This is a genomic window from uncultured Citricoccus sp. (genome assembly GCF_937871995.1).
Lineage (GTDB): Bacteria > Actinomycetota > Actinomycetes > Actinomycetales > Micrococcaceae > Citricoccus.
In genome coordinates this window covers 1-11,754 of record NZ_CALMQR010000050.1, presented here as the reverse complement: position 1 = coordinate 11,754, position 11,754 = coordinate 1, and the positions used below count along the sequence as shown (strand labels likewise).

Sequence of the window (11,754 nt, the reverse complement as noted above, 5' to 3'; positions counted from 1 at the left end):
GCCGGTACCGCCCCGGTGTAGGCCCGGATGGCCCGCGGTGGTCGCCGGCCGCGGCGGCCTGCGCTCACGTGGTGGACTCGTCCCCTTCGCCCAGGTCCTCGAGCAGCACGCCGTGGCGGACGTCCCACGTGACGACGGCCTGGTCCCCCGGCCCGAAGCGCGTGGCGTCGTTCGGGGTGCGGACGATGCCGCTGGTCCCGTCGAAGAGGACCACGTCATACCGCCAGCCCACACCGAGGTACGTGGCGGTCTTGACCGTCACCGGCAGGGCGTTCTCCGAGCTGGAGACCGGGACGTAACCCGGGAGTTCGAGCGAGAGGTTCTCCGGTCGGACGAGGACCGCCAGGCTCTCGACCCCCCGGCGCTCCCCCGGGACGGTCACGTGATCGTCACCCACCGCCAGGGTGGTGTTGCCGTCGCGGACGGTGGCCGTGGAGCTCGGGGCCCGCAGCACGGAGGACTCCCCGAGGAAGCGTCCCACGAACAGGGTGTCAGGATGTTCGTAGAGCTCCACTCCCGTGCCGACCTGCTCGATCTTGCCGTTGTTGAACACGGCGATCCGGTCGGAGAGGGACAGGGCCTCCTCCTGGTCGTGCGTGACGTAGACGAAGGTGGAGCCGACCTCCTGGTGGATGCGCTTGATCTCCAGCTGCAGCCACTCGCGCAGCTTCTTGTCCAGCGCGCCCAGGGGTTCGTCCATCAGCAGCACCCGGGGGTTGTAGACCAGGGCCCGGGCCAGTGCGGCGCGCTGCTGCTGGCCGCCGGACAGCTCCGCGGGGTACCGGCCGCCGTACTCGGCCAGGCGGACCATCTGCAGGGACTCGGCGATCCGCTTCTTCTGCTCGGCCTTGGGCATCTTGCGGCGCTGGAGCGGGTAGGCGACGTTCTCCTCCACCGTCATGTGCGGGAAGAGCGCGTAGTTCTGGAACACCATGCCGATGTCCCGTTTGTGCGCCGGCAGTTTGGCCACCGGCTTGCCGTAGATGTGCAGCAGGCCCTCGGTGACGTCCGCGAACCCGGCGATCATGTTGAGCGTCGTGGTCTTGCCCGAACCACTGGGCCCCAGCAGCGTCATGAACTCGCCCGGCTCGATGACCAGGTCGATGTCGTCCACCACGGCCTTGTCCCCGTACCGCTTGGTCACGCCCTTCAGGCTGATGCCGGCCTCGTTGATCTGCCGGAGGGTCCGGGTGTCCAGCGAGGCGTCCCTGAGGTCGCGCTCCCCGGGTTCCGCTGCACCCACGCTCTGCGCTCCAGTCTCGGTCATGTGAGGGCCTTCCTCTTTCGGGTGGCAAGCTGGGCGACCAGCATGACGGTCACGGAGACGGCCATGGTGATGACGGCGACCGCCGCGACCGTCGGATCGGTGCTCTGCGTGACGCTGCGGTAGATCTTCACCGGAAGCGTCTGCAGGCTCGGATCCTGGATGAACAGGGACAGGATGATCTCGTCGAACGAGGTCACGAAGGCGAACAGCGCCCCCGCGGTGACCCCCGGCACGATCAGCGGCAGCGTGATCGTGAAGAACGTCCGCGCCTTGCTCGCCCCCAGGCTCGCGGCGGCCTGCGCGAGCCGCGGGTCCACGCCCTGGAGGCTGGCCATCACGTTGATGATGACGAGCGGCAGGGCGACGATCGTGTGGGCGAAGACGAACCCGGGGATGGTGCCGAGCAGGTCGAGCCGGATGAACAGCGAGTACAGGCCGATCGCGATGACGATCCCGGGGACGATCATCGGTGCCAGGAAGTAGTTCTCCAGCAGGGACTTGCCCCGGAACCTGACCCGGCTCAGGCCGAGGGACGCGAGCACCCCGGTCACCGTGGCCACGGTCGCCGTCAGGATGGCCACGAGCACCGAGTTCCCGAGTGCCTTGAGCCATTCGCGGTCGGTGAGGAAGTTCTCGTACCACTGCAGCGACCAGCCCTTGGGCGGGAAGTCGAAGGACGGCGAGGCGTTGAAGGAGATCGGCACGATCACCAGGGTCGGCACGATCAGCAGGAAGATGACGAGGACGGAGAAGGCGACGAGGACTCTCTTCATGGTCATTCCGGCTCCACCCCCGGGGCGAGGCTGGCTCCCCGGACGAACCGGTTGAAGACCACCAGGATGATCAGCGTCACCACGAGCAGGGCGATACCGAGCGCGGCGCCCTGGCCCCAGAGCAGGAACACGCTGACCTGCTGGTAGATGAGGGAGGAGACCATCGCCTCCTTCGGCGAGCCCAGCAGCGAGGGGATGATGTAGAAGCCCAGGCCCAGGATGAAGACCGTGATCGACCCCGCGAAGATGCCCGGCCGGGACAGCGGCAGGTAGACCTTGAAGAACGTGGTGATCCCGTTCGCGCCCAGGCTCGAGGAGGCGGACAGCAGGCGGCGGTCGATCTTGGCCAGCGCCGAGTAGATCGGCAGCACCATGAAGGGCAGCAGGACCTGCGCCATGCCCAGCGCGACGCCGAAGGTCGTGCGGATGAGCGGTTGGCGGCCGACGCCGATGGCCTCCAGGAAGTCGTTGATCGGGCCGGTGTCCGCCAGGAGCACCATCCAGGCCAGCGTGCGGACGAGGATGCTGGTCCACAGCGGCATCATGACGAACAGGGTGAGCCATGCCCGGGCACGCTCCCCCACGATCGTCATCAGGTAGGCGTACGGATAGGCCACCACCAGGCACACGAGGGTGACGACGAGAGAGGTCAGGAAGGTCCGGGCGATGACCTCGAGGTTGACGGGGTTCGTCAGCAGCCACTCATAGTTCTGCAGCCCCGGCTCCGGGTCGGTGACGCTGCGGATGAACACGTCCACCAGGGGCACCAGGAAGAACATGGTGACCACCGCGATGGCCGGCAGCAACAGGAGCAGCGGGCCCCACTTGACCCGTGATCGGCGGGACGGCCCCGCGCCGGCCGGCGGGGCGGCCAGCGCGGGGTCGGTCGCGAGCGCTCTCGTGGCGGAGCTCATGGGTCAGCCCCCGGTCACCCAGCCCGACCACTCGGTGGCGAGTGCGTCGTAGTTCTCGACCCAGAAGTCGACGTTGGGGTAATGACCCGTCTCCAGGTTCTCCGTCGTCATCCAGGTCTTCAGCGTCTCGTCGAGCTCGGGCTTCGCCTCGGTGTTGATGGGGCCGTACGAGGTCTCCTCGGTCATCGTGGCCTGCTGCTCGGCACCCCCGTAGAAGTTCACGGCCGCGAACGCCGCGTCGAGGTTCTTGGTGCCCTTGGGGATGCCGGTGGAGTCGACCATGACCATCCACTCGTCCCACATCGGCGCCACCGGGGCTCCGGCCGCCGCCGCTCCGTACCCGCGGCCGCTCCAGACCAGGCCCATGACGGCCTCGCCGCTCTCGAGCTGCTGCTGGGCCTGGGCGCCACTCGTCCAGCCGATGACGTCGTCCCCGAGCGACCGGTACTTCTCCATGGCCGTGGGGATCTGCTCCGGGGTGAGGTTGGCGGTGTCCCCGCCGTCCGCCACGATGGCGAACTCGAGCATCTGCGGATCGACGTACTGCGACATGCTGACGGTGCGCTTGCCCGGGAACTTCTCGGTGTCGAAGAAGTCCGCGGCGCTGGTCGGAGGGTTGTCCCCGAAGGCCTCCGTGTTGTAGGCCACGACGAGCCCGTAGAGGATCTGCGGCACCATGCAGTCGTCCGTGATGGTGCCCTCGGGCACCTTGGAGATGTCCACCTTCGAGTAGTCGTACTCCTCGTACAGCGTGCCGCAGAAACGGGCGGTGTCGAACTGCGTGGTGTTGACGAGGTCCCACGTCGTGTTCCCGCTCTCCACCATCGCCTTGAGCTTGCCGGGATCGAAGGCGTCCTGCTGGAACGTCGCCCCCGTCACCTCGGCGAAGGGGGTCCAGGCCGCAGTGGTCTGGCCCTCCTGGAAGATGCCGCCGGAGCCGGCGAAGGTGAGCGTGACGCCCTCGAAGACCCCCTCGGGGACCTCGCCCGCAACGGGCGTCCCGAGGTCGTAGGTCGCAGAGGGCTCCGGTTCGGATGAGCCACAGCCGGCCAGCGCGATCGCGGCCGCCATACCGAGGGTGACTGTGCGGATCGTACGCCGCCGCGGGGATGTGGTGTGCATGGGTACTCCTCAGGTTGTCCGTAGACCCCGTATGCCTGCCCCACAGAGCCGTTCCGTACTGAACAGGCGTTAAGTCCTGCTTGCGATGACGTTCAGAATAGCAATATGGTGGGCAAACACAATAGCTGATCCACACTCTCCTTGTGACAGGCCTCACGCCGTATTCCCGGCGGGAAATGCGATCAGGAAGGCACTGGCATGCACAGATCGTCCGCCCACGTCAGCGCGGCACGTCTCCCACTGCCCGGCGACGGTCACCCATGACCGCCGAACAGTCCGATGCCGCCGTTCCCGACTCCGTCACCGGCACTCCCGGCCCCCGGGTCCGGCAATTGCGCACCGACCGGGGCATGGGACTGCGGGAGCTGGCATCGCTCACCGGCACCACGCCGAGTTTCATCAGCCAGTTCGAGAGGGGGGAATCGGGGGCCAGCATCGCCACGCTGGTCCGCATCGCCGAGGCGCTGGGCATCAACCTCGCCGATCTGTTCAGCCAGCACTCCCCGGCGGGACGGGTCACCCGGCTCGGGCGCCATCCCGCCATCCAGTCCGCGGGATACCGCAAGATCCTCCTCACCCCGCCGCCCCTGCAGGCCATCGAGGGATACCGCCTGGAGTTCGACGAGGGTGAGGGCACCGGTGATGAGCCCTACACGCACGGTGACGCCCAGGAGATCGTGACCGTCATCGACGGGGCCGCGGAGGTCACCATCGGCGAGGAGAAGCACGTGCTCGAACCGGGTGACACGGCCGAGTACCGCACCTCGACCCCGCATTCCATCCGCAACGCCGGCACCGGCACCGCGATCGTCCTGGTGATCACGAGCCCGCCCACCGTCACGACCCTGGACATCGGTCCACAGATCGTCCCCGGCACCTGACCCCTCCCGGCCGCCCGCGGGCGGCCGTCGCTACCCCCACCCCGAAGGAGCACCCGTGTCCGTCCCGCCGCCGAACCCTCCCGAGGAGTCCGCCGACGTCGTCGTCGTCGGCGCCGGCTTCGCCGGCCTCATCGCCGCGCGGGAACTGGCGAACTCGGGCCTCGACGTCGTGGTCCTCGAGGCGCGCGACCGCGTGGGCGGACGCGTCTGGACGGACCACCGCCTGGGGCACGACCTGGAGCTGGGCGGGACCTGGGTGCACTGGGTGCAGCCCCACACGTGGGCGGAGCTGACGCGGTACGGGCGAGGCATCGTCCGCAGCCCCCGCACCGAGGAGGCGTACTGGCTGGGTGCCGGCGGCCAGGTACGGACCGGCACCCTGGAGGAGTTCAACGCCCTCATCGCCCCGGGGCAGGCGCGCATCGTCCACGATGCCCTCACCGCCCTCCCCCGGCCCGCGGATCCCGCCGCCTCCCCGAACCTGGCCACCCTGGACCCCCGCTCGCTGCAGGACCGCCTGGACGAGCTCGACCTCGGCGAGGAGGAGCGGCGCGCCAACGAGTCCGTGTGGGTGGGCCACGCCAACGCCCGGCTCGACGCCGTCGGCCTGGTCAGCGCGCTCCGGTGGGCCGCGGCCACCGGCGGGTTCTGGGAGCTGATGCACGAGGCCTCGGCCACCTATCGCGTGGACGGGGGCATGACCGCCTTCGCCGGGGACATCGCCCGGGACGTGCGCGGGAGCATCCGGCTGGGCCAGCGCGTGCGGTCGGTCCGGCAGGACCCGGACGGGGCCACCGTCGTCTACGGCGAGACCGGTTCGGGTTCCGGTTCCACCCTCCGGGCGCGGCGCGTGGTGGTGACCACCCCGTTCAACGCGATCCACCGGATCGGCTTCGCACCGGCGCTGACCGGGGCGGTGGCCCGGATGAACGCCGAGAGGTCCGCCTCGCGCGGGGTCAAGGTGTGGATCAAGGTCCGGGGGCCGGTCCAGCGGTTCTTCGCCTACTCGAGCCAGGAGCACCCCCTCTCCGTCGTCAAGAGCGAGTTCATCGCCGACGACGCCTCGATCCTCGTGGGGTTCGGCCCGGACCACGAGGCCTTCGACGTCACGTCCGTCCGCGACGCGCAGGCCGCCCTCGACGTCTGGCGCGACGACCTCGAGGTCCTCGACGTGGCCGGTCACGACTGGATGGCGGACGACCTGGCGGAGACGACCTGGCAGCTGTTCCGTCCGGGGCAGCTCACGCGGGACCTGGCCGGGCTCCAGGAACCCCAGGGAGTCGTGCACTTCGCCACCTCCGACAACGCCAACCTCTGGGGCGGGTTCGTCGACGGCGCGGTCGAGAGCGGACTGCGGGCCGCGGCCCGCATCCGGCAGGAACTGGCAGGGTCCGCGGAGCCGGTCCCGGACCCCGTCGGCGTCGGGAACGCCGGAAGCCTCGGGAACGTCAGAAACCCCGGAAACCCCGGAAACCTCGGAAACAGGGAGTCACGATGAAGGTGGTCATCGCCGGAGCCGGCCTCGCCGGCCTCACGAGCGCGTGGGAACTGCACAAGGAGGGCCACGAGGTCGTGGTGCTGGAGGCGCGGGACCGGGTGGGCGGCCGCACCTGGTCGGCCACCCTGCCCAACGGGGTGATCACCGAGCGCGGTGGCGAGTACATCTTCCCCACCGAGTTCGCCATCCGCCGCCTCGCGGCGGAGGTGGGCGTCCCCATCATGAGCCACGGCGTCCGGTACGCCAGGCGCACCCTCAACGGCCGGCACGTCGACGTCGACACGCTCACCCGGCGCATGGACGCCGCCCGGGACACCCTCCGGCGCATGCTCGCGGACGGGGAGAGGTCCGTCTCCGTCGCGGCCGTGTTCCGGGAGGCCCTCGGGGCCGGGTTCCGGGATGATCCCGTCTACCGGCGGCTGGCGACGTCGCTGGCCGCGGATCCGGAAGCCGTGAGCGCCGAGGCCGCCGTGCTCCACGAGTCCTCGGCGGGCGACCTCTACGTCGAGGACGGCGGCCGGCTGGTCCACGGCAACCAGTCCCTCTCGCTCGAGCTGGCGCGCCGGCTGGGCGCGGCCGTCCGGCTCGAGAGCCCGGTGGCCGGCGTCGAGCAGTCGCCGCGGGGCGTGCGCTTCGAACTCACCGACGGCAGCAGCGTCGAGGGCGACGCCGGCGTCGTCGCCGTCCCGCTCCCGCTCCTGCGCTCCCTCCGGTTCGGCTTCGACCTGCCCGAACGCATGAGCACGGCCCTGGACCACCGGTTCATGGGGGTCGCCGCCAAGCTCGGGGTGCCGGTCTCGGCGTCCGAGCAGGACTCGGCCGTGCAGAGCGCCGAGCACACGTGGTGGTCCTGGCAGTCCCTCGGCATCGACGGCGAGCACCGCGTCGCCGCCCTGTCCACCTTCGCGGGCGGGCCGGACGCGGTCGCGGCGCTGGACGTCGGGAACGGGCCCTCGCTGTGGGCGCAGAAGCTGCGCGAACTGCGCCCGTCCATGGTGCCGGACGGCGAGCCGCTGCTCACCACCTGGGCGGACGACGTCTGGACGCGCGGCGCCTACAGCGCGGCAGGACTCGACTGGAGCGCCGCGGACGCCACGGCCTTCGATGAGGCCGCGGGCCGCGTGGCGATCGCCGGTGAGCACACCGGTCTGGCACAGTCACTCTCGGGCGCCGTGGCCTCGGGCTACCGCGCCGCGGCGGCACTCGACCGGGTGCTCCAGGCATGACGACGAAGGAGCAGGCGATGACGCAGACCCCGGCCTTTGACAACTACGTCGGCGGAGCATGGGTGGGTTCGGAGGACCGCACGGAGAACGTGAACCCCTCGGACCTCTCGGACGTCATCGGGCGCTACGCCCAGGCGGACGCGGACACCGTCGCCGAGGCCGTCCAGGCCGCCCGTCACGCCTGGCCGGGATGGGCGCAGGCCGGCCCCCTGGCCCGGTCGCAGGTCCTGTCCCGCGCGTCCGGGCAGCTGGCGGCCCGGTCCGCCGAGCTGGGGGACCTGCTGGCCCGCGAGCTCGGCAAGCCGATCGCCGAGGCCGTGGCCGAGGTCAACCGGGCCGCGCAGATCTTCGACTTCTTCGCCGGGGAGGCCCTGCGCAACGCCGGGACGGTGATCGACTCCGTCCGGCCGGGGCTGATCGCCGAGATGCACCACGACCCCCTGGGCGTGGTCGGCGTCATCACCCCGTGGAACTTCCCCATCGCCATCCCGGCCTGGAAGATCGCTCCCGCACTGGCCTTCGGCAACGCCGTGGTGTTCAAGCCGGCCGGCATCACCCCCGGGTGCGCCTGGGAACTGACGAGGATCCTGGCCGACGCCGGGCTCCCGGACGGGGTGCTGAACCTCGTCATGGGCTCCGGCGCCGTGACCGGTGCGGCCCTGACCGGGTCGTCCGCGGTGGACGCCCTGAGCTTCACCGGCTCCCAGGCCGTGGGCCGGGGACTGGCGGCCGCCTGCGTGGCCCAGGGGATCAAGGTCCAGTGCGAGATGGGCGGGAAGAACCCGCTCGTGGTCCTGGGCGATGCCGACCTCGACCACGCGGTGGAGTGCGCCCTCAACGGGGCGTTCTTCTCCAACGGACAGCGGTGCACCGCCTCCTCCCGGCTGATCGTCACCGCCGACGTCCACGACGAGTTCGTGGACCGGCTCCTGGCGCGGGTCGGGGCGATGACGGTCGGGGATGCCCGGGATCCGGGCTCCGCGGTCGGCCCCATCTCCAGCCACGGGCAGCTGGAGGGCAACCTGGCCTATGTCCGCACGGCCCGCGAGGAGGGCGGGGAGGTCCACGGCGGCGAACGGCTCCGGCTCGCCACGGACGGCCACTACATGTCCCCCGCCCTGGTCACCGGGACGACCAACGCCATGACGATCAACCGCGAGGAGGTCTTCGGGCCGGTGGCGGCCGTGATCAGGGTGGCCGACTACGACGAGGCGCTGGCCACCGCCAACGACACCGAGTTCGGGCTGTCCTCGGGGATCTGCACCGGCAGCCTGGCGCACGCCGCCGACTTCAAGCGCCGGTCCCAGGCCGGCATGGTCATGGTCAACGCGCCCACGGCCGGAGTGGACCCCCACGTCTCCTTCGGCGGGCGCAAGGGATCCAGCTACGGTGCGCGGGAACAGGGCAGCGCGGCCCGGGAGTTCTACACCCAGCACAAGACCACCTACACCGATCCGCGGTGATGCCGGCCACCGGGCCCGCCCCCGCCGGTGACGTCCGGGATCCGGACTCCCGCGCCCTGCTGCTGATCTCCGAACGCGTCAACGCCCGCATCGAGGACATCGCACGACGTCTCGCCCAGACCTACCGGGACGAGGTCGTCGAGTACCGCGCCTTCGCCGACGGTGTCGTCGAGCGCGACGTGCTGCCGCTCGCCGCGGAGAAGATCCGCCAGATGCTCACCTCCCTGATGACGGAGACCCCGCCCGCCGAGGAGGAGATCCGCCTGAACGCGCGGGCGGCCGCACGCCGCTTCCACCAGGCGGTGCCCCTGCCGGCGTTGCTGCGCGCCTACCGGGTGCGGGAGCGCACCATCTGGGACGAGCTCGTGGACTGCGCCGACCTCCAGGACCCGGCCCAGCTGCGGGTGCTACTCAGGCTGGCCGGGCGGGTCATGGAACACGTCGACATCATGTCCGCGGCGGTGGTCCAGGCCTACGTGGAGGAACAGGCGGGCCTGCGCCGGAACCGGCCGATCCTCCGCAGTGACGTCCTGGAGGCCCTGATCCACGGACGGACGACGCCGGAGGCGCGCGCCCGGCTCCGGGACGCCCTGGACCTGCAGGGCTTCGACCTCGAGGGCCACCGGCACGCGATCGTCACGTTCCGCTTCCCCCCGGGGCAGCAGGACCTCGCCCGGGCCCAGGAGGTGACGTCCCGCGCCCTGGGGGAACCCCTCGAGGGCACGACGCGCGGGCGGCTGGGCCTGATGGGGCTGCGGGACGAGGAGATCGTCTGGCTCGTGGAGGCCCCCGAGCACGGCCGCGGCCTGCAGGAGGCCGCCGCCCGCGCCGTGCAGGAGGTGGAGGGACTGGTGGCCGGGGTGGGCAGCAGCGGCGGCGGCGTGGATCATGCGGCGGTCAGCTACCGGCAGGCGCGGGCCGCGACCGACATCGCGCTGACCACGCCCGGCACGGACCGGGTCCAGACCCACCGCGACGTGCTGCTCGGCCTCACCCTCGCGGAGGGGGCCGACGCCGCCGGACTCGTGGAGTCCGCGCTCGAGCCCCTGCTCGCCTACGACCGGGACCACGGCACGGGGCTGCTGGAGACCCTCGAGGCCTACATCCAGCACCGGTACCAGGCCGCCCGTGCCGCCACGGTCCTGCACGTCCGCCCCAACACCGTGCTCTACCGCCTCAAGCGCATCGCGCGGATCACGGGGCACGACCCCATGCATCCCGACGGGCTGCTGGTGCTCTCCCTGGGGATCCGGACCCTGCGGAACCGCCGAAGCACGTGAGGGATCCGCGTCCGGCCACGGCCGGTTCCGGGAGGCGTGGCCCGGCCGGTCCCGGTGCACCGGTCCTTGACGAATCGTCAATGCCGGGGCGGCAGGACTGCGCAATCGGCAGTTCTGCCCGGCGGTGCGGATCCCTAGGCTGGGATCCACCGCAGTCGCGACGACCCCCGGAGGGACACCCGATCATGTCAGCCACGCCCCACCTGCATCCGGACCGCGTCGCGTCACCGCTCGCGGACCCGGCGACCGCGGAGGGCCACCTGCCGCTGGACGGGGTGCTGGTGGCCGACTTCTCCCGGGTGCTGGCCGGCCCGCTGGCCACCATGACCCTGGCAGACCTCGGGGCGCGGGTGATCAAGGTCGAGCGTCCCGGAACCGGTGACGACACCCGCTCGTGGTCCCCGCCGTCGTCGGCCACCGGGGCGACCTACTTCGAGTCCGTGAACCGGAACAAGGAGTCGGTCTGCTGGGACCTGGCCGACCGGGACGACCTGGAGAAGGCCCGCCGGCTCGCGGCCCGGGCAGACGTGCTGGTGGAGAACTTCAAGCCCGGGGGCCTGGCTGCCCTGGGCCTGGGGTACGAGGAGCTGTCCGCCGTCAACCCCGGCCTGGTCTACGCCTCCATCTCCGGCTTCGGGGATGCCGGTGGGGCGCACCTGCCCGGGTACGACTTCATCGTGCAGGCCGCCGGGGGGCTGATGAGCATCACCGGGACGCCGGAACTGCCGATGAAGGCCGGCGTGGCCCTCGTCGATGTCCTGACGGCGAAGGACACCACCATCGCCGTGCTGACGGCGCTGAACCGTCGCCAGGCCACCGGCCGCGGGGCCCACCTCAAGCTCAACCTGCTCTCGTCCCTGCAGGGCGCCTTGGCGAACCAGGGCCAGGCCTGGCTGGGCGCCGGCGTGGTCCCGTCACGGATGGGCAACGACCATCCCTCGATCGTCCCCTACCAGTTGCTGGACTGCCAGGACCGGCCACTGGCCGTCGCCATCGGCAACGACGGCCAGTTCCGGCGGTTCGTCGAGACCCTCGGCCTCCCGGCCGTGGCGGAGGACGAGCGGTTCGCCACGAATTCCCAGCGCGTGGCCCACCGCGAAGAGCTCCGGGGCCTCCTGGAGGAGGCCCTGGGACGGCGCCCCGCGGCCGAGTGGCGGGACACCCTGGTGGCCGCCGGCCTGCCGTGCGCCCTGGTCGCCGGGATCGACGAGGGCGTCGACCTGGCCCAGGGCCTCGGGCTCGATCCCGTGGTGGAGCTCACCGGCCCCACGGGCGAGGTGACCGGGCGGCAGTTCCGCCACCCGACGCAATGGGACCCGCCCCTCGAGCA

The 11,754-nt window shown here is 71.2% G+C and carries 10 protein-coding genes; 6 read left to right on the top strand and 4 right to left on the bottom strand.

Annotated elements, in window-relative coordinates; translation table 11 throughout:
- Positions 1-64 precede the first annotated feature (64 nt).
- Genes Q0283_RS04615 through Q0283_RS04600 form a run of 4 tightly spaced genes read right to left on the bottom strand, consistent with a single transcriptional unit; the run spans position 65 to position 4,076 of the window.
- Positions 65-1,267, bottom strand: a complete 1,203-nt coding sequence (locus Q0283_RS04615) for an ABC transporter ATP-binding protein (RefSeq protein ID WP_298043338.1) — start codon at positions 1,265-1,267, stop codon at positions 65-67.
- Entirely contained in the window at positions 1,264-2,046 is a 783-nt protein-coding gene (locus tag Q0283_RS04610) for an ABC transporter permease (RefSeq protein WP_298043336.1), read from the bottom strand. Before Q0283_RS04610 ends, Q0283_RS04615 begins: the two co-directional genes overlap by 4 nt.
- Positions 2,043-2,954, bottom strand: a complete 912-nt coding sequence (locus Q0283_RS04605; RefSeq protein ID WP_298043334.1) for an ABC transporter permease — start codon at positions 2,952-2,954, stop codon at positions 2,043-2,045. Before Q0283_RS04605 ends, Q0283_RS04610 begins: the two co-directional genes overlap by 4 nt.
- Positions 2,955-2,957: 3 nt before the next feature.
- On the bottom strand, positions 2,958-4,076 hold the full coding sequence (locus Q0283_RS04600) for an extracellular solute-binding protein (protein WP_298043332.1): 1,119 nt from the start codon (positions 4,074-4,076) through the stop codon (positions 2,958-2,960).
- A gap of 260 nt (positions 4,077-4,336) precedes the next feature.
- On the opposite strand from Q0283_RS04600, the gene Q0283_RS04595 reads away from it, so the two are divergent.
- The 6 genes from Q0283_RS04595 to Q0283_RS04570 form a co-directional block, all read left to right on the top strand.
- On the top strand, positions 4,337-4,957 hold the full coding sequence (locus Q0283_RS04595) for a helix-turn-helix domain-containing protein (RefSeq protein WP_298043330.1): 621 nt from the start codon (positions 4,337-4,339) through the stop codon (positions 4,955-4,957).
- A 55-nt stretch (positions 4,958-5,012) separates the two neighbouring features.
- Positions 5,013-6,455 (top strand): NAD(P)/FAD-dependent oxidoreductase, encoded by a 1,443-nt coding sequence (locus Q0283_RS04590; protein WP_298043329.1) that lies wholly within the window; start codon positions 5,013-5,015, stop codon positions 6,453-6,455.
- Positions 6,452-7,681 carry an NAD(P)/FAD-dependent oxidoreductase gene (locus tag Q0283_RS04585; RefSeq protein ID WP_298043327.1) on the top strand — a complete coding sequence of 410 codons (1,230 nt, stop codon included), beginning with the start codon at positions 6,452-6,454 and terminating at the stop codon, positions 7,679-7,681. Before Q0283_RS04590 ends, Q0283_RS04585 begins: the two co-directional genes overlap by 4 nt.
- A gap of 17 nt (positions 7,682-7,698) precedes the next feature.
- Entirely contained in the window at positions 7,699-9,144 is a 1,446-nt protein-coding gene (locus Q0283_RS04580) for an aldehyde dehydrogenase family protein (protein WP_298043325.1), read from the top strand.
- A complete protein-coding gene (locus tag Q0283_RS04575) occupies positions 9,144-10,424 on the top strand; it encodes a CdaR family transcriptional regulator (RefSeq protein WP_298043340.1) in 1,281 nt (426 codons plus the stop codon). Before Q0283_RS04580 ends, Q0283_RS04575 begins: the two co-directional genes overlap by 1 nt.
- 185 nt (positions 10,425-10,609) lie before the next feature.
- Positions 10,610-11,754: CaiB/BaiF CoA-transferase family protein (locus tag Q0283_RS04570; protein WP_298043322.1), on the top strand; the 1,145-nt coding region annotated here is incomplete at its 3' end.

Excerpts from the sequence above, each read along its gene's own strand:
- Q0283_RS04615 (WP_298043338.1), bottom strand. The coding sequence starts at position 1,267 with ATGACCGAGACTGGAGCGCAGAGCGTGGGTGCAGCGGAACCCGGGGAG.
- Q0283_RS04610 (WP_298043336.1), bottom strand. The coding sequence starts at position 2,046 with ATGACCATGAAGAGAGTCCTCGTCGCCTTCTCCGTCCTCGTCATCTTC.
- Q0283_RS04605 (WP_298043334.1), bottom strand. The coding sequence starts at position 2,954 with ATGAGCTCCGCCACGAGAGCGCTCGCGACCGACCCCGCGCTGGCCGCC.
- Q0283_RS04600 (WP_298043332.1), bottom strand. The coding sequence starts at position 4,076 with ATGCACACCACATCCCCGCGGCGGCGTACGATCCGCACAGTCACCCTC.
- Q0283_RS04595 (WP_298043330.1), top strand. The coding sequence starts at position 4,337 with ATGACCGCCGAACAGTCCGATGCCGCCGTTCCCGACTCCGTCACCGGC.
- Q0283_RS04585 (WP_298043327.1), top strand. The coding sequence starts at position 6,452 with ATGAAGGTGGTCATCGCCGGAGCCGGCCTCGCCGGCCTCACGAGCGCG.
- Q0283_RS04580 (WP_298043325.1), top strand. The coding sequence starts at position 7,699 with ATGACGCAGACCCCGGCCTTTGACAACTACGTCGGCGGAGCATGGGTG.
- Q0283_RS04575 (WP_298043340.1), top strand. The coding sequence starts at position 9,144 with ATGCCGGCCACCGGGCCCGCCCCCGCCGGTGACGTCCGGGATCCGGAC.